The sequence below is a fragment of the Thermocatellispora tengchongensis genome (assembly GCF_014202315.1).
Classification (GTDB): Bacteria; Actinomycetota; Actinomycetes; order Streptosporangiales; family Streptosporangiaceae; genus Thermocatellispora; species Thermocatellispora tengchongensis.
In genome coordinates this window covers 1-19,493 of the sequence record NZ_JACHGN010000032.1, presented here as the reverse complement: position 1 = coordinate 19,493, position 19,493 = coordinate 1, and the positions used below count along the sequence as shown (strand labels likewise).

Sequence of the window (19,493 nt, the reverse complement as noted above, 5' to 3'; positions counted from 1 at the left end):
GCTTCTAAGGTCAAGGGCGTGGAGATCGCGGTTCAGGGCACGCTGGACGAGCTGGGCACACCGCTCGACCAGGTGACGTTCGTGGTGTTCGACCTGGAGACGACCGGCGGCTCCCCCGCCGAGCACGCGATCACCGAGATCGGCGCGGTCAAGGTGCGCGGCGGGGAGGTGCTGGGCGAGTTCGCCACTCTGGTCGATCCGGGCGGGCCGATCCCGCCGTTCATCTCGGTGCTCACCGGCATCACCGACTCGATGGTGATGGCGGCCCCGCGGATCGATTCGGTGCTGCCGGCGTTCCTGGAGTTCATCACCGGCGCCACCCTGGTGGCGCACAACTCCCCGTTCGACACCGGGTTCATCAAGGCGGCCTGCGCCGCGCTGGGCTACCCGGCGCCGGCGAACCCCGTGGTCGACACCGCCGACCTCGCCCGGCGCATGCTCACCCGCGACGAGGTGCCCAACTGCAAGCTGGGCACGCTGGCGCGGTTCTTCCGCGCCGCGACCGAGCCGTGCCACCGGGCGCTGGCCGACGCGCGGGCCACCACCGACGTGCTGCACGCGCTGCTGGAGCGGGCGGGCTCGCTGGGCGTGCACACGCTGGAGGAGCTGCGCAGCTTCGTGCGCACCCCCACCCCCGAGCAGCAGCGCAAGCGCCACCTCGCCGACTCGGTGCCCAGCGCGCCGGGGGTCTACGTGTTCGAGGACCGGCGCGGCGAGGCGCTGTACGTCGGCAAGAGCGGCAACCTGCGCACCCGGGTGCGCAGCTACTTCACCGCCGGCGAGACCAGGTCGCGCATCCGCGAGATGATCGGCATCGCCGAGCGGGTGCGCACGATCGTGTGCGCGACCGGGCTGGAGGCCGAGGTGCGCGAGCTGCGGCTGATCGGGGCCGCCAAGCCGCGCTACAACCGAAGGTCGCGCTTTCCCGAGAAGGTGGTGTGGCTCAAGCTCACCGACGAGCCGTTCCCCCGCCTGTCGATCGTGCGCGAGCTGCGCGCCGACGACGCCGCCTACCTCGGCCCGTTCGGCAGCAGCCGCGCGGCCGAGGACGCCCGCACGGCCCTGCACGAGGCGGTGCCGCTGCGGCAGTGCACCGAGCGGCTCAGCGCGACCAGGCTCCGGTCGGCGTGCGCGCTGGCCGAGATCGGCCGCTGCGGCGCGCCGTGCGAGGGCCGTGAGAGCCAGGCCGACTACGCGCTGCACGTCGAGAGCGCGCGGCGGGCGATGGAGCACGACGCCGCCATGGTGTTCACGGCCGTCGAGGCGCGCATGGAGCGGCTGTCGGTCGAGCAGCGCTACGAGGAGGCCGCGTCCGAGCGCGACCGGCTCGCGGCGTACGTGCGCACGGCCGCGCGCATGCAGCGGCTGCGCGGCCTCACCCGCATCCCGCATCTGGTGGCCGCGGCGCCCGCCTTCGACGGCGGGTGGGAGCTGCACGTCATCCGCTACGGCCGGCTGGCCGCGGCGGGGGTGATGCCGCGGGGCGCGCACCCCACCCCGTACGTCGAGGCGCTGGTCGCCACCGCCGAGACCGTCGCGCCCGGCCCGGGGCCCACCCCGGCCGCCAGCGCCGAGGAGACCGAGTGCATCCTGCGCTGGCTGGAGTCGCCGGGCATCCGGCTGGTGCAGATCGAGGGCGGCTGGAGCATGCCCACCCACGGCGCGGCCCGGCTGAAGGCGCGCATCGACCGGGCGTACGAGCCGCTCGCCCGGCGCTCGCAGCGCGAGGGCAGGCCGCTGCGGTGAGCCCGGCGGCGGAAGGCGCCGGTGCAGGTGAGCGATAGGGTTGATAGTGGTTTGCCGGATGCCTCCGTAAATAGTGGAGGCAGCGCTGTTTTGGAGGATTCGTGGTCACCGCGATCGTGCACATCAACGCAGAGGTGGACCGCATTCCCGAGGTCGCCGAGATGATCGCCGATCTCGACGGCGTGAGCGAGGTCTACTCCATAACCGGTGAGTACGACCTGCTGGCGATGGTCCGCGTGCCGTCCTACGAGATGGTGGCCGAGATCATCCCGGGGCGGCTGAACAAGGTGCCCGGCGTGCTGCACACCGAGACCCACCTCGCGTTCCGCACCTACTCCAAGCACGACCTGGAGGCCGCATTCTCCATCGGGCTCGACGAGGCCGACTGACCGACGCCCGCCAGCCACAGGCCGGCCCGCAGCTCGTGGCCGCCCGACGGGAGCGGCCCGGCCGTGACGGTGCCGCCGAACACGCCCGCACGTTCCCGCGCGGCCGTCAGCGGGCCCCGTGCAGCGGGGTCGCGGCCGGGCGCCGGGGTGTCGCGCACGATCACAGTCACGGCGTCGTGGCGCCAGCGCAGGCTCACCCGCGCCTCGGTGGCGGCGCGGTGGCGTACGGCGTCGCCCAGGGCGTCCTGCACGATCCGGCAGACCGCCAGCTCCAGCAGCGGGCTGAGCCCGGCCGGGCGGCGGCCGTCCTCGGTCAGCTCCGCGTGCAGGCCGCCGTCGGCGCAGGCGGCCACCAGCCGGGGCAGGTCCGACAGGCGCGGCTGGGGCTCGGTCCCGCCGCGCGCGGGGTCGGCGTGCCCGCGCAGCAGGCCCACCATGCGCTGCAGGTCGGTGAGCGTCTGGCGGCCCGACTCCTCCGCCTCGCGGAGGGTCTGCCTGGCCCGCTCCGGGTCCTTGTCCATGATCATGCGGCCGGCGCCGACGCCGAGCGTCATGACGCTGACGCCGTGCGCGACCACGTCGTGCATCTCCCCCGCGATGCGGAAGCGCTCCTCGGCCGCCGCGGCCCACTCCAGCTCGCGCTCCTGGGCGGCCAGGCGGTCGCGCTCGGCCCGCAGCCGGCGCAGCAGCCTGCGCCGCTCTTGGGCGCACCAGCCGATGATCCCCGCCAGGCCCGCGAGGAAGGCGAGCGCCGCCGCGGCCAGACCGGTGGCCACCGGCATGGCCAGGGCGATCGCATCGGGAGGATAAGCGCGCATGCCCCGAAGGTTATGGCGCGCTCGGCACCTGAACATCCGCTCTCAGGGGGATGAACACTCCCCCTGTATGAGTAGGGTCGCCCTGACCCGTCAGGACGCGCCGTGCAGGGCGCGGCTGGTCTCGATCCAGCGCTCCAGGAGGGCGGCGGCGGCGCCGGAGTCGACGGCCTCGCCGGCGCGGGCGTACGCGGCCCGCATGGCGGCGTCGAGGTCGTCGCCCGGCCCGTCGAAGGCGACGAGCCCGGCCGCGGCGTTGAGCAGGACCGCGTCGCGGATCGGCCCGGTGGTCTTGCCGGCCACCAGGTCGCGCACCGCCTGGGCGTTGAACTCCACGTCGCCGCCGCGCAGCGCGTCGGCGGGAGAGCGCGGGATGCCCAGGACGGCCGGGTCGAAGGTGGTCTGGGTGGCGGTGCCGTCGCGCACCACCCACACCGTGGAGGTGGTGGAGATCGTCAGCTCGTCGAGCCCGTCGTCGCCGCGGAACACCAGCGCCGAGACCCCGCGCTCGGCGAAGACGCCCGCCATGATGGGCAGCATGCGCGCGTCGAAGACCCCGATGGCCTGGGCGGCGGGGCGGGCCGGGTTGCACAGCGGGCCGAGGAAGTTGAACACCGTCGGCACGCCGATCTCCTTGCGGGTCGGCCCGGCGAAGCGCAGCGCCGGGTGGTACAACGCCGCGAAGCAGAACGCGATGCCCACCTCGTCGGCGACCCTGGCGGTCTGCTCGGGGGCGAGGTCGAGCACGACGCCGAGGTGTTCCAGCACGTCGGCGGCGCCGCACAAGGACGACGCGGAGCGGTTGCCGTGCTTGACCACGCGGGCCCCCGCCGCCGCGGCCACGATCGCGGCCATGGTGGAGATGTTGACGGTGTGGGCGCGGTCGCCTCCGGTGCCCACGATGTCCACCGCGGGCCCCTGGACCGACAGCGGGGTGGCCAGGTCGAGCATGACCCGGGCCAGGCCGGCGACCTCGGCCACGGTCTCGCCCTTGGCGCGCAGCGCGACGGCGAAGGCCGCGATCTGCGACGGCGTGGCCGCGCCCGTCATGATCTCTCTCATGGCCCAGGCGGTCTCGTCGGCGGTCAGGTGCTCGCCGGCGAGCAGGGCCGACAACAGCGCGGGCCAGGTGGTGCGCGCGTCCATGGGCTTCTCCAGAGGTGGCCGGGACGGTCGGGATACGGGCAGGAGTCTGGGCGGGGGTCCGGGCGGGGCCGTCAGCGGGTGGTGAGGCTGCCGCGGGAGGCCAGGCGCTGCCGCATGAGCCCGGCGACGGCGTCGGCGAGGGCGACCGGGTCGATCGGCTGGCCGATGACCGCGTCGGCGCGGGACCAGGTGGCCAGCCAGCGGTCGTCGCGGCGGGCGACGATGAGCAGGATCGGCGGGCAGTCGTAGACCTCGTCCTTGGCCTGGCGGGCCACGCCCATGCCGCCGGCGGGCCGCGCCTCGCCGTCGAGCACGGCCACGTCGATCTCGCCGGAGTCGAGGTACTGCACGCACTTGGGCTGGGTCGCGCACTCCACGACCTCCACGAAGGGCACGTCCACGGCGGGACGGCGCCCGATCGCGAGGCGTACCTTCTCACGGGTTGCGGCGTCGTCGCTGTAGACGAGCACCCTCATCTTCTCGTCGGTGCCTGCGTCGCTGGCCAAGGTCGTGCTCTCTCTCGCGTCGGAACCCATGCGGTCCACCAGACCCCCGGGCGTCCGCGCGCCCGCGCGGTCCAAGAGGTATGGTCACCTGGGATGGTACCGGTCGCGCCGCACGGATACCCAGGCCGGAGCGCATGCACCGATAATTAGCGTGTTTTGCCCCGTTTACGGGGAGTCCTAACCCCCCTAACGGGGGGTCGTGCGGCGACCCGACCAGGGGAGCCGCAATAATGCTGCCCGTGGCGACAGCATCCGCAGTAACGACGACGGCAGCACACCCGTCCCGCAGACCCAACCTGGTCAGCGTCGGGACCATCGTGTGGCTGTCCTCTGAGCTCATGTTCTTCGCGGCGCTGTTCGCGATGTACTTCACCATCCGGTCGGTGAGCATCGGCGACGGGCTTCCCTGGCCCGAGGCTCACCTCAACGTCCCGTTCTCCACGGCGAACACGATCATTCTGGTGCTGTCGAGTGTGACGTGCCAGATGGGCGTGTGGGCCGCGGAAAAGGGCCAGGTCAGCAAGCTGCGCTTCTGGTACGTCGTCAGCTTCCTCATGGGCCTGGTCTTCGTCATCGGCCAGGTCTACGAGTACGGCCAGCTCGCGGCGGAGGGGCACGTCCTCTCCCACTCGGCCTACGACTCGATCTTCTATCTGACCACCGGTTTCCACGGCCTGCACGTCACGGGTGGATTGATCGCGTTCCTGTTCATGCTGGGACGCACGTACGCCGCGAAGCGCTTCACGCATGAGCAGGCCACCAGCGCGATCGTCGTGTCCTACTACTGGCACTTCGTCGACGTCGTCTGGATCGGCCTCTTCGCGACCATCTACATCATCCAGTAACGGGAACGGGGATCTCTGTGTTTAGGATCACCGCTGGGCGGCGGCATCCCCTCGCGAGATACGCCGTCCTGCTCTTCGCTCTCGTCCTGGCGGGGAGCGTGTACACGCTCACCGCCCTGGGCGACCAGAGCGCCGACGCGGCGATCGCGACCGGCAAGGTCGACGACGTGGCCGAGGGCGAGAAGCTGTTCGAGGCCCACTGCATGAGCTGCCACGGCACCGACGCCGTCGGCACCGCCGCGGGGCCGACCCTGGTCGGCGTGGGCGCGGCCGCCGTGGACTTCCAGATGAGCAGCGGGCGCATGCCCGCGGCCACCTACTCCGGGGCCCAGGCGCTGCGCAAGCCGCTGCCCGAGTGGGTGACGCCGGAGAAGATCCGGCAGATCGGGGCGTACGTCCAGTCGCTCGGCGGTGGCCCGACCGTCCCCACCAAGGCCGATGTCTCCACCGAGGGCGCCGACATGGCCAAGGGCGGTGAGCTGTTCCGGGCCAACTGCATCAGTTGCCACAACTGGGTCGGCGCCGGCGGCGCGCTCACCGAGGGCAAGTTCGCCCCGCCGCTGAACGAGGCCACGCCGGAGCAGATCTACGAGGCCATGATCACCGGCCCGCAGGCCATGCCCGTGTTCAACGACTCCGTCATCTCGCCGCAGGAGAAGCGCGACATGATCGCCTACATCGTCGGGGTGCGGAACCAGACCGACCCGGGCGGCTTCGGCCTCGGCCGCATCGGCCCCGTGACCGAGGGCCTGGTGGCGTGGATCGCCGGGATCAGCGCCCTCGCGCTCGCCGCCATCTGGATCACCGCGAAGAAGCGACAGACCAATGACTGACCACACCCCAGGCACAGAGCTGCCGGAGGACCGCGCACCGAAGCGCGTCATCGGCACCCCCTCCCCCGCGAGCGGCACATCCCTGCTCGGCCGGGAGGAGCAGGCCGGCGAGGCCGCCGTCCCCGGCGTCCACCCACCGGACGAGAAGAAGGCGCGCCGCGCCGAGCGGATCGCCGCGCTCTGCTTCTTCATCACCTTCCTGTCGGGCATCGGGTTCATCGCCTCCTACGTCGCCTTCCAGGTGAACACCGTTGACAACACCGCGGTGTCCAACCTCGCGCTCGGCGGCACGCTGACGCTGGCCCTGCTGGGGCTGGCCGTCGGCATCGTGGTGTGGGTGCGCGGCGTCATGCCCAAGTACAACCTGGTCCAGGAGCGCCACCCGATGCGCTCCGACGCCGAGACCAGGAGCTACGTCGGCGAGACCTTCCTCCAGGGCGCCCAGGAGAGCGGGATCACCAAGCGCCCGCTGCTGCGCCGCACCCTGCTGGCCGCCGCGGCGCCGCTGGGCCTGGCCCCGCTGGTGCTGCTGAAGGACCTCGGCCCGCTGCCCGAGACCAAGCTGCGCCACACGGTCTGGAGCCCGGAGCACAACGGCGGCAAGGAGCTGCGGCTGGTGGTCGAGGGCTCGGGCCAGCCGATCAGGGCCGCCGACTTCAACTCGCCGGGCGGCCTGCTGTCGGTCGTGCCCGAGGGCTACGAGCACGACCTGACCGCGCTGGCCAAGGCCACGCTCATCCTGATCAACCTTCGCCCCGAGGAGATCAAGTCGGGGACGAACAAGAACTGGATGCACAACGGCATCGTGGCCTACTCCAAGATCTGCACCCACGTCGGCTGCCCCGCGGCCCTGTACGAGCAGACCACCCACCACATCCTGTGCCCCTGCCACCAGTCGACCTTCGACGCCACCGACGGCGCCAAGGTGATCTTCGGTCCCGCGGCCCGCCCGCTGCCCCAGTTGCCCATCGGCGTCGACTCCGAGGGGTACCTCGTGGCGAAGGGCGACTTCGCGGTCCCGGTCGGTCCCAGCTTCTGGGAGCGCGGCGACGCCGAGGCCGAGGTCAGGAACCAGGGGAGGACCTCATGAGCACCCCCACCGCCGTTCCCAAGCCGATCGCGGGCACCAGCGGCTGGCTGGACGACCGCCTGGGCGCGGGGAACTTCCTCAAGCGCAACATGCGCAAGATCTTCCCCGACCACTGGTCGTTCCTGCTCGGCGAGATCGCGCTCTACTCGTTCATCATCCTGCTGCTGACCGGTACGTTCCTGACGTTCTGGTTCAAGCCCAGCATGGGGCACGTCATCTACGACGGGCCGTACGAGCCGCTCAAGGGCGTCATGGTCTCCGAGGCGTACGCCTCGTCGCTGCACATCAGCTTCGAGGTGCGCGGCGGCCTGCTGATGCGGCAGATCCACCACTGGGCGGCGCTGCTGTTCATCGCCGGCATGATGGTGCACATGCTCCGCGTGTTCTTCACCGGGGCCTACCGCAAGCCGCGCGAGCTGAACTGGATCATCGGCGTCCTGCTGCTGTCGCTGGCGCTGTTCGAGGGCCTGACCGGCTACTCGCTCCCCGACGACCTGCTGTCGGGCGCGGGCCTGCGGATCACCCAGGGCGTGGCGATCTCACTGCCACTCGTCGGCACGTACATCTCGTTCTTCCTGTTCGGCGGCGAGTATCCCGGCGAGGACGTCATCTCCCGGTTCTACACGCTGCACATCCTGCTCATCCCGGGCATCCTGGTGGCACTGGTCACCGCGCACATGATCCTCATGTGGGTGCAGAAGCACACGCAGATGCCGGGCAAGGGCCGCACCGAGCAGAACGTCGTGGGCGCCCCGTTCTACCCGGCCTTCATGGCCAAGGCGGGCGCGTACTTCCTGTTCACCTTCGCGGTCCTGGCGGGCCTGGGCACCTTCGCCCAGATCAACCCGATCTGGCTGTTCGGCCCGTACACACCGGCCGACATCTCGGCGGGCTCGCAGCCCGACTTCTACATGGGCTTCCTCGAAGGCTCGCTGCGAATCATGCCCGCCTGGGAGATCAACGTCCTGGGCTACACGATCCCGCTCAGCGTGATCATCCCGGCGCTGGTGCCACTCGGCATCGTCATGACCGGCCTGGCGCTGTATCCGTTCCTGGAACGCTGGATCACCGGCGACAACCGCGAGCACCACATCGCCGACCGTCCGCGCAACAACCCGGTCCGCACCTCGATCGGCATGGCGGGCATCACGTTCTACGGCGTGCTGTGGCTGCTCGGGGCGAACGACGAGATCTCGGCCAACTTCCAGATCTCGCTGTACGCGACCACGTGGTTCGGCCGGATCGCCATCTTCGTCCTGCCGGCCATCGCGTACGTCGTGACCTACCGCATGTGCCTCGGCCTCCAGCGCAAGGACGCCGACATCATCGGGCACGGCGTGGAGTCCGGCGTGATCCAGCGCCTGCCGCACGGTGAGTTCATCGAGGTCCACGTGCCCCCGGCCGAGGACATCGAGGCCCACATGCGCGGCAAGGAGGCCATCCCGATGATCGACGGCGCCGAGGCGTCCGAGACCGACGGGGTCCCCCCGCGCGGCCTGCGCGGCCCGGTGGGCCGCCTCCGCGCCCGCATGAGCCAGGCGTACGGCGGCGAGAAGATCCCGCTGGACGCCGGCCACGGCAACGGGCACGGCGACGGCCACGGCGAGCACCACGCCGCCATCGGCTCGGGCACCGGCGACGACAAGTCCCTGACCCACTGACCGGACTGCCCCACCGGCACACCGCACAGAGCCCGGACGCGATCGGCGTCCGGGCTCTGTGCTTTATGGCCCGTGCTCCGCACGGGCGGGCTTGGGCGCCCTGCAGGGTCGTGTCTTCCCTCGTCGCTCCGGTCGCTTCGCTCCCTGCGCTCCTCCTCCAGACACGACCCGCGCCCAAGCCACCACAACCCACTCGCGAAACGTCGGCAGGACACCCGCAACCCACTCGCGCTGTGCTCATGCGCGTGCCCCGGCACCGGCAGGGCTTGGCCGCGCCCCGAGGCTCGTGTCTTCGCTCGTCGGCCGTGAACCGGCCGTGTCAGGCTCTCGCCCTCCCCCGTCCGGACATGACCTCGCCCTCCTCCACCCACGGGAACTGACCCGCCCAGGCCCGCCCCCCTCCCTCGCGGAACCCCGATAGGACGCACGCGACCCACCCGCGCTCGTGCTCAGGGCCTGCGCCCCACATGCACAGGGGTTGGGCGCACCCGCTCCCACTCACCTCAGGCCCAACACAACCCGCGCCTGCTCGCGGAACTCCTACAAGGCACCGCAAACCACGCGCAATGCCCTGGCCCCTGCTCGCCGTGGGCCGGGCCTGGGCGCGCTGAGGGCGAGCATTTCGCTCTCCGTCGCTCCTCTTGCCCGGACACCGCCTCTGCTCAAGGGGTCCAGTGGGGGTCTCGGCCGAGGTGGCGTAGCAGGGATGCCGCCTCGTCGTCGCCCTCGTGGGGCTGGAGTGCCGGGGCGTACGCGCCGAAGGCGCGCAGTGGGTCCACGAGGGCGTGGGCGGTGGGCAGGAGGGCGCGGGCCAGGGCCGGGGTGAGGGGCGAGGGGCGGCCGGTGGCCATGGCGATGTCCCAGGCGTGTACGGCGGCGTCCAGCGCGCATATGCCGACGCCCAGTTCGGCTTGCAGTTTGCCCGGTGGCACCGGGGAGGGCACATCGGCCGTGCCCGGTGGGACGGTGGCCCAGGCCGCCGCTGAGGCTCGCATCGCCGCCTCCGCGAGTTCCTGCGGGTCGCCGCCGAGTACGCCGGAGGGGGCGAACGGGTCCTCGTCCGGCATCGGGCCGCCGGTGATGAAGCCGGCGAAGCCGATCTGGTCGCCCAGTGCGTGTTGCAGCACCTGGGTGACGTTCCACTGCGTGCACGGCGTGGGGCGTGCCCAGCCGTCGTCGCCCACACCGCGTACCGCCGTGCGCAGCGCCTCGTGCGCGTCCGTCAGTACGGTCCAGTCCGTCCCGCCGCTCATGCCGTTCCCCTTTCGTCCCCCACATTGAAGAGCGGAACGGTCCGTTCCGCCAGCGTGCCCGGCCATCGGCGGACCGGCATCGCTAGCATGCGGCCATGGGCACCACGACCGGCAGGCGGCTGCGGGCCGACGCGGAGCGGAGCATCCGGGCGATCACCACGGCCGCCGAGCGGCTGCTGAGCGGCAATCCGGCGGCGACGATGGAGCAGATCGCGGAGGAGGCGGGGGTCTCGCGGGCGACCATCCACCGCCGCTTCGCCAGCCGGGAGGCGCTGATCGAGGCCATGGAGGCCACGGCCTGGCGTGAGATCGACGAGGCGATCGAGGCCGCCCACCCCGCCACCGCTCCCCCGCTGGTGGCGTTGCACCAGGCCACGGCCAACATCCTGCGAATCAAGTCGGGGTGGCGGTTCGCCCTGGCCCGTACGGTCCCGCTCGGCGCCGAGGCGGGGCGCATCCGGGAGCGCGTGATGGCCAGGTGCGAGGCCGCCTTCCGCCGGGCCCGCGAGGAGGGTCTGCTGCGGCCCGACGCCGACCCCGCCTGGGTCCGGCGGGCCTACCTGGCGCTGCTCACCGAGACCGCGCACCAGGAGCCCGGGGAGGCGGAGCCCGACCTGCTGGCGGCGCGCATGCTGGACACCCTGCTGTACGGGGTGGGCCGCCAGGATTAACTGAGACATAGTGACTCATATAAGCGAATAACTGCTACATTGGGACTCACATAGAGAGGAGTCCCCATGCGATCGACCGCTTTGGTGACCGGTGCCTCCTCGGGCATCGGCGCCGAGTTCGCCCGGCAGCTCGCCGCCCGCGGCCACGACCTCGTCCTCGTCGCGCGCAGCGTGGACCGGCTCGACGCGCTCGCCCGGGAGCTGCGCGCCGCGCACGGGATCGAGGCCGAGGTCATCGGGCAGGACCTCGCCTCACCCGGGGCCGCCGAGCGCGTGGCGGCGGAGCTGGAGGCGCGCGGCCTGACCGTGGACCTGCTGGTCAACAACGCGGGCTTCGGCACCGCCGGGCGCTTCGCGGAGATCCCGGCCGAGCGCGAGCGCGACGAGCTGATGGTCAACGTGGTCGCGCTGGTCGGCCTGACCCACATGGTGCTGCCCGGCATGCTCGCGCGCGGGCGCGGCGCGGTGGTGAACATCGGCTCCACGGCCGGCTTCGCCATCTCGCCGTACTTCGCCACGTACGCCGCGTCCAAGACCTTCGTGCTCAACTTCAGCCTCGCGCTGTGGAGCGAGCTGCGCGGCAGCGGCGTGAAGGTGCTCGCGGTCGCGCCCGGCCCGGTCGAGACCGCGTTCTTCGACGTGATCGGCTCCCGCCAGGCGGCGATCGGCGCCAAGATGGGCACGCCCGCCGAGGTGGTGACGGCGGCGCTGCGCGCGCTCGACCGCGACCGCGGCTACGTCGTGCCCGGCCGGGGCAACTTCGGCATGGCGCACCTGATGCCGCGCCGCCCGCGCAAGCTGCTGGCCCTCATCGGGCGCAGGGTGACCCGGCAGGTGGCCGACGCGCTCACCGTACCGGCGCGCTGACGGCCGCGTACGGGCGTTTCAGGGCGCTGTAGGGCCCGGAGCCGGGGCGGCCGGAGGCCGGCCGGGTCAGGCGGCGGCCAGGGGCGTGGTGGTGTGGCCGAAGCCGAGGCTGCTCCACTGCAGCCACTGCTGCCAGGACTCCTGCCAGTGGCCCCAGCCGTTGGTGGGCTCCAGCGGGCGCGGGCTGCCGGTCAGGATGATGGGGTCGCCGATCAGAGTGTTGTCGATGAACCAGCGGGCGTTCTCGGGGCTGATGTTCACGCAGCCATGGCTGACGTTGGCGCGGCCCTGGGAGCCGACCGACCACGGCGCGCTGTGGACGTACTCGCCGCTGTTGGAGATGCGGACGGTGTTGTAGACGGTGAGCTGGTAGTAGCCGGGCTGGCCGGGGCCGATGCCGGGCGAGGTCATGACGGTGACGGGCTCGCGCGACATGGCCAGGTGGATGCCGCTGGTGGTGTGGTACTTCATGACGCCGCCCTGGCCGGCACTGAACGGGATCGTCCTGACCACCTTGCCGTCGCGCTTGACCCGCATGTAGTGCTCGTCGATGCGACCCTTGCTGATCTGGGAGCGGCCGATCTTGAAGTCGAGGACGTAGTCCTTCTTGCCGTACATGCCCTCGCCGCCGCGCGCACCCGCGAGCCTGGCGATCAGGCGGACCTTGGTGTGCGCGGGCCAGAACTCCTTGGGCCGGAAGTGGACGGTGCGGTCGTCGAACCAGTGCCAGGCCCCGAAGACCGGCTTGGAGGACTGCACCTCCAGATTGCGCTCGACGCCGACCCGGTCGGTGATGTCGCGATCGAAGGTGATCATGATCGGCATGCCGACGCCGACGGTCTCACCGGTGACGTCCTTGCTCGGCAGGATGCTCTCCACCTCGAAGGAGCTGGTGGCCTTGACCACGGAGAACGTGCTGGTGGTCTCGGTGGTCCTGCCGTCGGCGCCCCTGGCCACCGCCGTCACCGTGTACGTCGTGCCGGGCTTGGCGGTGCCCTTGCTCCGCCACTGCGTACGGTCGGCGCTCAGCACGCCCGCCAGGGCGCCCCCCTTGGCGGCGGTGACGGTGACCCTGACGAGGGTGCCGTTCTGCGCGGCGACGAGCACGGGGGTGTCGGGCGCCACGTCACCCGTCTTGTCGGCCGGGGTGATGCTGACCGACGCGCCCGCCGCGTTCGGCGTGGCCTCGGTGGCCGCTCCCACGCCGGCCGAGCACGAGGTGACCAGTGCCAGCGCCAGCAGGCCCACGGCAGCGGCGCCACGGCGTCTCAGGTACGGTTCCAGGCGTCTCTGGTGTCCCACGGTCGCTCCCCCCAAGCAGCCAGCAGGCCGAGCTTATGAGGAGTTACTACCCATAGTCACCACATGGTTGCTTGTTGCCTACCATGTCATCTGCAAAAAACATCAAAACGGGCGATCGGCCCCGCGGCCGATCGCCCGTCCGGCACAAGCCAGGCTAGTGCGAGAAGTGGCCCCGGTAGTACTCGAACACGAAGCCGATCGACGCCATGATCACCGCGAACACGCCGATCATGAACAGCCACCAGCCGATGACGAAGCCCAGCGCGGTCAGCGCCACCGCCAGGCACACGAACAGCGGCCACCAACTGTGCGGGCTGAAGAAGCCGATCTCGCCCGCGCCGTCGGCGATCTCGCCCTGCTTGTTGTCCTCCGGCTGCTCGCCGATGCGACGCGCCGTGAACATCAGGTAGTAGCCGATCATGAAGGCGAAGCCCACCGAGATGGCCATCGCCGTGGTGCCCACGGGCTCGCGGGACCAGAACCAGTACACGATGTCCACGGCGGCGAAGAAGACGCCGCACAGCAGGAACAGCCAGCCCTGGACCTTCATCGCTGACCCTCCAACTGAGGCTTGGCGGAGACGTGCGGGTAGTGCAGGTCGAACGCCGGGCGCTCAGACCGGATGCGCGGCAGCGAGGTGAAGTTGTGCCGCGGCGGCGGGCAGGAGGTCGCCCACTCGAGCGAACCGCCGTAGCCCCACGGGTCGTCCACGGTGACCTTCGGCGCGCTCTTGTGGGTGCGCCACACGTTCCACAGGAACGGCAGGGTGGACGCGCCGAGGACGAAGGCGCCCACCGACGAGATCTGGTTCAGCAGGGTGAACCCGTCGCCCGCGCTGTAGTCGGCGTAACGGCGGGGGAAGCCGATGACGCCGAGCCAGTGCTGCACCAGGAAGGTGAGGTGGAAGCCGATGAACAGGGACCAGAAGTGGACCTTGCCCAGGGTGTCGTTGAGCATCTTGCCGGTGAACTTCGGCCACCAGAAGTAGAAGCCGGCGAACATCGCGAACACCACGGTGCCGAAGACCACGTAGTGGAAGTGGGCCACCACGAAGTAGGTGTCGCTGATGTGGAAGTCCAGCGGCGGCGAGGCCAGGATGACACCGGTGAGGCCGCCGAGCAGGAACGTGACCAGGAACCCGATCGAGAACAGCATGGGCGACTCGAAGGTGAGATGCCCGCGCCACATGGTGCCGATCCAGTTGAAGAACTTCACGCCGGTCGGCACCGCGATCAGGAAGGTCATGAACGAGAAGAACGGCAGCAGCACCTGGCCGGTCGGGAACATGTGGTGCGCCCAGACCGTGATCGACAGGCCCGCGATGGCGATGGTCGCGGCCACGAGGCTGATGTAGCCGAACAGCGGCTTGCGGCTGAACACCGGCAGGATCTCGGTCACGATGCCGAAGAACGGCAGCGCGATGATGTACACCTCGGGGTGGCCGAAGAACCAGAACAGGTGCTGCCACAGCAGCGCGCCGCCGGTGGCGCTGTCGAAGATGTTCGCGCCGAGCTTGCGGTCGGCCTCAAGGGCGAGCAGCGCGGCGGCCAGCACCGGGAAGGCCATCAGCACCAGGATCGAGGTGAGCAGCACGTTCCAGGTGAAGATCGGCATGCGGAACATGGTCATGCCGGGCGCGCGCATGCAGATGATCGTGGTGATGAAGTTCACCGAGCCGAGGATCGTGCCCAGACCGGAGATGGTCAGACCCATGATCCACAGGTCGCCGCCGATGCCGGGCGAGCTGACCGCGTCCGACAGCGGCGTGTAGGCGAACCAGCCGAACGCCGCCGCGCCGCCCGGGGTGAGGAACCCGCTGAGCGCGATCAGGCTGCCGAACAGGAACAGCCAGTAGCTCACCATGTTCAGGCGCGGGAACGCCACGTCGGGGGCGCCGATCTGCAACGGCATCAGCTCGTTGGCGAACCCGGCGAACAGCGGGGTCGCGAACATCAGCAGCATCACCGTGCCGTGCATGGTGAAGAGCTGGTTGAACTGCTCGTTCGTGGTGAGCTGGAGCCCGGGGGCGGCCAGCTCCGCCCTCATGATCAGCGCCATCACGCCGCCGATCAGGAAGAAGGCAAAGGAGGTGATCAGATACAGGTGGCCGATCACCTTGTGGTCCGTCGAGGACGCCCACTTCGCGATGATCGAGCCCTTACGGGTCGGCCTCGCGGCGGCGACGTGGCGGACGGGTTCGTTGATGGCGGTCACTGAGCACTCCCCGCCTGACTGGCGATGTACTGGTCGAACTCGGCTTGGGACACGAGCTTCACCGAGAACAGCATTCGGCTGTGGTCGACGCCGCACAACTCGGCGCAGCGCCCGGCGTAGATACCCGGCCGGTCGAGCGTGTCGATCTCGAACTCGTTGTGCACGCCGGGGATGACGTCACGCTTGAACAGGAACGCCGGCACCCAGAAGGAGTGGATGACGTCCGGCGACTCCAGCTCGAAGCGCACCCGCTGATCGACCGGCAGCACGAGCTGCGGGGCCTTGGCGTCGCGGTAGTCGTTGACCGGGACGCCCGTCTCGACCGCCGTCTTGCCCTGGTACTCGGTGGTGAACCGCCAGCTCCACTGGAAGCCCTCCACCTTGACCGTCACGTCGGGATTGGGCGTGATCCGGTTGATCTCGTTCTGGTCCCGGGCGGTGAAGTAGAAGAAGACCGCCACCATGATGATCGGCACCACGGTGTAGAGGATCTCGATCGGCAGGTTGTACCGCACCTGCGGCGGCAGCTCCTGGTCGGAGAACCTCTTCTTACGGTGGAAGATGCAGGCCCAGATGATAAGGCCCCACACGACTGCACCGGTTGCGAGCGCGGCGATCCAGGACCCGTTCCAGAGAGTCTGGACGATGTCGCCCTGGCGAGTGGCGGACTCGGGCATGCCGCCACGGGCCCATTCTTCGGTGCTACACGCCGACACTGAAGCCAGCAACAGCGCCGCGGCGGCTGCGCGCGGCACGCTGCGGCTGGCCAACGGACGCCGTGTCGGACGGCGGGTCGGACTCACGGATCGCCTACCCCACAGATGCAGCCCAGGAGCCTCTCCTGGGCGGTCGATTGCGTTAATCAAGCTTGGCTGGGGGACACATTAGCGCTAACCCCCGTCGCCCCTCTGCGCAGCCCCCGTTAATGTCGCGCTGTGGTCTACTTCGACGCGGCCTCTGCCGAACCGCTCCATCCGCAGGCCAGAGAGGCGCTTCTCGGCGCGCTCGACGCGGGCTGGGCGGACCCGGCACGCCTGTACGGCTCCGCCCGTCGGGCACGTATGTTACTGGAACAGGCGCGCGCCGAGGTCGCGGAAGTCCTCGGCGCCCGGCCCGACGAGATCGTCTTCACGACCTCGGGCACCCAGGCGGTGCACCTCGGCGTGCTCGGCGCGCTGGCCGGGCGCCGCCGGGCGGGCCGCAGGCTGGTGGTGGGCGCGGTGGAGCACTCCGCCGTGCTGCACGCGGGCGAGGCGCACGAGCGCGAGGGCGGCACGGTCGAGACGGTCGGCGTGAGCCGTACCGGAGTGGTGGACGTGGAGGCGTTCGCCGCGGCCGTGGCCGAGCCCGGCACCGCGCTGGCCTGCCTGCAGACCGCCAACCACGAGGTCGGCACGCTGCAGCCGGTGGCCGAGGTCGCCGCCGCCTGCCGCGAGGCCGGGGTGCCGCTGCTGGTGGACGCCGCGCAGACGGCCGGGCGCATGCCGATCCCCGAGGGGTGGTCGGTGCTGGCCGCGAGCGCGCGCAAGTGGGGCGGGCCGGCCGGGGTGGGCGTGCTCGCGGTGCGCAAGGGCACCCGCTACCGCTCGCCGCTGCCGTCGGACGAGCGCGAGGGCGGCAAGGTGCCGGGCGCGCAGAACGTGCCCGCGATCCTGGCCGCCGCGGCGGCGCTGCGGGCGAGCTGGGCCGAGCGTGAGGAGTACGCCCGGCTGTCGGAGCTGGTGGACCGCATCCGGCGCACCGTGCCGCGCGTGGTGCCCGACGTGGAGGTGATCGGCGAGCCCGTACGGCGGGCGGCCCACATCGTCACCTTCTCCTGCCTGTACGTCGAGGGCGAGGCGCTGCTGACCGAGCTGGACCGGGCCGGGTTCGCGGTATCGTCGGGTAGCTCGTGCACGGCGAGTACGCTTCGACCATCGCACGTCCTGGAGGCGATGGGGGTGCTGACCCACGGCAACGTGCGCGTGTCGCTGCCCCGGGGCACGACCGCCGCCGACGTGGAGGCGTTCCTGGCCGCGCTTCCGGAGATCGTGCGCCGCATACGCCGGGAGGCAGGGGTGAACACGTGATGTCCCGCTGGCAGACCGCACCGCAGGAGGAGGCGCAGACGCCCGCGCTGACGATCGACGCGCTGGGCAAGAAGTGCCCCATCCCGATCATCTGGCTGGCCGAGCGGATCAACGAGGTGCCGCTGAACGCGATCGTGGCGGTGCTCGCCGACGACCCGGCCGCCTACACCGACGTGCCGGCGTGGTGCCGGCTGAAGTCGCACCCGCACGTGGGCACGTACGAGCTGCCGCAGGGCGGCTGGGCCATCCACGTGCGCCGCAACTACTGAGGCCCGCCCTGGCGGGCGTGCCGGCGCGGCACGCCCGCGGTCGCCTCGCGCCCGCCGTCAGGCGTAGTGGCAGCGGATGTGCCCCGCCACCTCGGCGGCGGCCTCGGCGCCGTACGCGGCGGCGAAGCGCTCCATGAAGGTCTTCTGCGACAGCTCGTACTCCTGCCCGCCCACGCACTCCAGCACGTGGGTGGCGGTCAGGTTGCCGAGCTGGCCGCAGCGCTCCAGCGACAGCCCCCAGGCGACGCCCGACAGGAACCCGGCGCGGAAGGCGTCGCCGACACCGGTCGGATCGACCTTGCTCAGCTCGGGCGCGGGCGGGATGTGCAGCGTCGGCTCGCCCTTGCGCGAGATCATGGCGCCCTTGGGCCCGAGCGTGGTCACCCGGACCTCCACGCGGTCCAGGATCTCCTCCTCCGACCAGCCGGTCTTCTGCTCGACCAGGGCCTTCTCGTAGTCGTTGCCGAACAGGTAGGCCGCGCCCTCGACCAGCCTGCGGATGTCGTCACCGTCCATGCGGGCGAGCTGCTGGGAGATGTCGGCGGCGAACGGGATGCCGCGCTCGCGGCACTCCTCGGTGTGCCTGATCATCGCGTCGGGGTCGTTGGCGCTGATCAGGACCAGGTCGAGCCCGCCGACGCGGTTCGCCACCGGCTCCAGCTCGATCTCGCGCGCCTCGGACATCGCACCGCTGTAGAACGAGGCGATCTGGTTGTGGTCCTGGTCGGTCGTGCACAGGAAGCGCGCGGTGTGACGCAGCTCGGAGACGTGCACCGAGTCGCAGTCGACGCCGTGACGCTCCAGCCAGGAGCGGTAGTCGGCGAAGTCGGCGCCCACGGCCCCGACCAGGATGGGGCGCAGCCCCAGGCAGGCCATGCCGAAGCTGATGTTGGCCGCGATCCCGCCGCGCCTGATCTGCAGGTCGTCGACGAGGAAGGACAGGGAGACCCGATCGAGCTGTTCCGCGATGAGCTGGTCGCCGAAGCGCCCGGGGAAGGTCATCAGGTGATCAGTCGCGATGGAGCCGGTGACGGCGATGCGCACGGGGTTCTTCTCCTCGTTGTCAGCATCATTGCTTCGGATGTTCGCTGCTTCGGATGTCCGCGTGTTCACTGCGAACGAGCCCACGAATGAGCCACGGATGAGCCCAGCAAGAATACGCGAAGACCTCGCCTGCCCGCGGGCATGCGAGGTCTTCATCCGAAACCGGCCGGCCCCGCCTGCGGGCTCCGGCGGCCTTCGTTAGTTGAACGAGTCGCCGCAGGCGCACGACCCCGTCGCGTTGGGGTTGTCGATCGTGAAGCCCTGCTTCTCGATGGTGTCCACGAAGTCGATGCTGGCGCCCATGAGGTAGGGGGCGCTCATGCGGTCGGTGACGACGTTGACGCCGCCGAACTCGGACACGATGTCGCCGTCCATGGACCGGTCATCGAAGAAGAGCTGGTAGCGCAGCCCGGAACACCCGCCCGGCTGCACCGCCACACGCAGCGCGAGACCCTCCTCGCCCTGCTGTTCGAGCAGGCTCTTGACCTTGGCGGCGGCCGCGTCAGTCAGGATCAGGCCCTGCTGGGTGGTCTCGCTGCTCTCAACCGTCATGTGCTGACTCCCGCGTCTGGGACAGCCCCCGAAGGCAGGCTGCTGTGTTGACGTCCTACTAAGACGCTACCAACACGAGCCGCATCCCACACATTCCCTGCTTATGGCCCGCGCTTCGCGCGGGCAGGGCTTGGGCGCTCTTCAGGGTCGTGTCTTCCCTCGTCGCTCCGGTCGCTTCGCTCCCTGCGCTCCTCCTCCAGACACGACCCGCGCCCAAGCCA

At 70.7% G+C, this 19,493-nt stretch carries 20 protein-coding genes; 10 read left to right on the top strand and 10 right to left on the bottom strand.

Annotation, left to right across the window (positions count from 1 at the left end; all coding sequences use genetic code 11):
* The first annotated feature begins 18 nt into the window (after positions 1 to 18).
* Together HNP84_RS46305 and HNP84_RS46300 are read left to right on the top strand one after the other, a co-directional pair.
* The gene (locus HNP84_RS46305; RefSeq protein WP_312927240.1) at positions 19 to 1,746 is read left to right on the top strand and encodes a DEDD exonuclease domain-containing protein; all 1,728 of its coding nucleotides are present in this window, start codon (positions 19 to 21) and stop codon (positions 1,744 to 1,746) included.
* A gap of 101 nt (positions 1,747 to 1,847) precedes the next feature.
* Positions 1,848 to 2,135 carry an Lrp/AsnC family transcriptional regulator gene (locus HNP84_RS46300; RefSeq protein WP_185056505.1) on the top strand — a complete coding sequence of 96 codons (288 nt, stop codon included), beginning with the start codon at positions 1,848 to 1,850 and terminating at the stop codon, positions 2,133 to 2,135.
* Here the strand turns inward: HNP84_RS46300 and HNP84_RS46295 are convergent.
* The 3 genes from HNP84_RS46295 to HNP84_RS46285 all read right to left on the bottom strand — a co-directional run bounded on the left by HNP84_RS46295 (position 2,078) and on the right by HNP84_RS46285 (position 4,572).
* Complete coding sequence (locus HNP84_RS46295; protein ID WP_185056504.1) at positions 2,078 to 2,953, bottom strand: sensor histidine kinase; 876 nt, start codon at positions 2,951 to 2,953, stop codon at positions 2,078 to 2,080. The genes HNP84_RS46300 and HNP84_RS46295 overlap by 58 nt on opposite strands.
* A 90-nt stretch (positions 2,954 to 3,043) precedes the next feature.
* Complete coding sequence (gene trpD, locus HNP84_RS46290; protein WP_185056503.1) at positions 3,044 to 4,096, bottom strand: anthranilate phosphoribosyltransferase; 1,053 nt, start codon at positions 4,094 to 4,096, stop codon at positions 3,044 to 3,046.
* Positions 4,097 to 4,167: 71 nt separating this feature from the next.
* Positions 4,168 to 4,572 carry a response regulator transcription factor gene (locus tag HNP84_RS46285; RefSeq protein WP_185056575.1) on the bottom strand — a complete coding sequence of 135 codons (405 nt, stop codon included), beginning with the start codon at positions 4,570 to 4,572 and terminating at the stop codon, positions 4,168 to 4,170.
* 260 nt (positions 4,573 to 4,832) lie between these two features.
* Between HNP84_RS46285 and ctaE the strand changes: the two genes are divergently transcribed.
* The 4 genes from ctaE to qcrB are packed head-to-tail and all read left to right on the top strand — an operon-like array spanning position 4,833 to position 9,031.
* A complete protein-coding gene (gene ctaE, locus HNP84_RS46280; RefSeq protein ID WP_185056502.1) occupies positions 4,833 to 5,447 on the top strand; it encodes an aa3-type cytochrome oxidase subunit III in 615 nt (204 codons plus the stop codon).
* Between the two features lie 17 nt (positions 5,448 to 5,464).
* On the top strand, positions 5,465 to 6,280 hold the full coding sequence (gene qcrC / locus HNP84_RS46275; RefSeq protein ID WP_185056501.1) for a cytochrome bc1 complex diheme cytochrome c subunit: 816 nt from the start codon (positions 5,465 to 5,467) through the stop codon (positions 6,278 to 6,280).
* A complete protein-coding gene (qcrA, locus tag HNP84_RS46270; RefSeq protein WP_185056500.1) occupies positions 6,273 to 7,370 on the top strand; it encodes a cytochrome bc1 complex Rieske iron-sulfur subunit in 1,098 nt (365 codons plus the stop codon). The genes qcrC and qcrA overlap by 8 nt, the downstream gene beginning before the upstream one ends.
* A complete protein-coding gene (gene qcrB, locus HNP84_RS46265; RefSeq protein WP_185056499.1) occupies positions 7,367 to 9,031 on the top strand; it encodes a cytochrome bc1 complex cytochrome b subunit in 1,665 nt (554 codons plus the stop codon). The genes qcrA and qcrB overlap by 4 nt, the downstream gene beginning before the upstream one ends.
* A gap of 662 nt (positions 9,032 to 9,693) precedes the next feature.
* On the opposite strand, the gene HNP84_RS46260 is transcribed toward qcrB, so the two are convergent.
* Positions 9,694 to 10,284, bottom strand: coding sequence for a TIGR03086 family metal-binding protein (locus tag HNP84_RS46260; protein ID WP_185056498.1), 591 nt, complete (start codon positions 10,282 to 10,284; stop codon positions 9,694 to 9,696).
* Between the two features lie 95 nt (positions 10,285 to 10,379).
* Here HNP84_RS46260 and HNP84_RS46255 point away from each other — a divergent pair, with 95 nt between their 5' ends.
* Both HNP84_RS46255 and HNP84_RS46250 read left to right on the top strand, forming a co-directional pair.
* Entirely contained in the window at positions 10,380 to 10,955 is a 576-nt protein-coding gene (locus HNP84_RS46255) for a TetR/AcrR family transcriptional regulator (RefSeq protein ID WP_185056497.1), read from the top strand.
* A gap of 66 nt (positions 10,956 to 11,021) precedes the next feature.
* Positions 11,022 to 11,822 (top strand): SDR family NAD(P)-dependent oxidoreductase, encoded by an 801-nt coding sequence (locus HNP84_RS46250; protein WP_185056496.1) that lies wholly within the window; start codon positions 11,022 to 11,024, stop codon positions 11,820 to 11,822.
* A 66-nt stretch (positions 11,823 to 11,888) separates the two neighbouring features.
* Here the strand turns inward: HNP84_RS46250 and HNP84_RS46245 are convergent, their stop codons facing one another.
* From HNP84_RS46245 to ctaC, 4 genes are all read right to left on the bottom strand, one after another.
* Entirely contained in the window at positions 11,889 to 13,124 is a 1,236-nt protein-coding gene (locus HNP84_RS46245; RefSeq protein ID WP_312927237.1) for a L,D-transpeptidase, read from the bottom strand.
* 154 nt (positions 13,125 to 13,278) lie between these two features.
* Positions 13,279 to 13,674 (bottom strand): cytochrome c oxidase subunit 4, encoded by a 396-nt coding sequence (locus HNP84_RS46240; protein WP_185056495.1) that lies wholly within the window; start codon positions 13,672 to 13,674, stop codon positions 13,279 to 13,281.
* Positions 13,671 to 15,338, bottom strand: coding sequence for an aa3-type cytochrome oxidase subunit I (gene ctaD / locus HNP84_RS46235; RefSeq protein WP_185056494.1), 1,668 nt, complete (start codon positions 15,336 to 15,338; stop codon positions 13,671 to 13,673). The genes HNP84_RS46240 and ctaD overlap by 4 nt, the downstream gene beginning before the upstream one ends.
* On the bottom strand, positions 15,335 to 16,093 hold the full coding sequence (gene ctaC / locus HNP84_RS46230) for an aa3-type cytochrome oxidase subunit II (RefSeq protein WP_446697330.1): 759 nt from the start codon (positions 16,091 to 16,093) through the stop codon (positions 15,335 to 15,337). The genes ctaD and ctaC overlap by 4 nt, the downstream gene beginning before the upstream one ends.
* A 180-nt stretch (positions 16,094 to 16,273) precedes the next feature.
* Between ctaC and HNP84_RS46225 the strand changes: the two genes are divergently transcribed.
* Positions 16,274 to 17,407, top strand: a complete 1,134-nt coding sequence (locus HNP84_RS46225) for a cysteine desulfurase family protein (protein ID WP_185056492.1) — start codon at positions 16,274 to 16,276, stop codon at positions 17,405 to 17,407.
* Positions 17,407 to 17,676 carry a sulfurtransferase TusA family protein gene (locus HNP84_RS46220; protein WP_185056491.1) on the top strand — a complete coding sequence of 90 codons (270 nt, stop codon included), beginning with the start codon at positions 17,407 to 17,409 and terminating at the stop codon, positions 17,674 to 17,676. The genes HNP84_RS46225 and HNP84_RS46220 overlap by 1 nt, the downstream gene beginning before the upstream one ends.
* Positions 17,677 to 17,733: 57 nt before the next feature.
* Here the strand turns inward: HNP84_RS46220 and HNP84_RS46215 are convergent, their stop codons facing one another.
* Both HNP84_RS46215 and erpA read right to left on the bottom strand, forming a co-directional pair.
* Complete coding sequence (locus HNP84_RS46215; RefSeq protein ID WP_185056490.1) at positions 17,734 to 18,720, bottom strand: carbohydrate kinase family protein; 987 nt, start codon at positions 18,718 to 18,720, stop codon at positions 17,734 to 17,736.
* A gap of 198 nt (positions 18,721 to 18,918) precedes the next feature.
* A complete protein-coding gene (gene erpA, locus HNP84_RS46210; RefSeq protein ID WP_185056489.1) occupies positions 18,919 to 19,272 on the bottom strand; it encodes an iron-sulfur cluster insertion protein ErpA in 354 nt (117 codons plus the stop codon).
* Positions 19,273 to 19,493 lie beyond the last annotated feature (221 nt).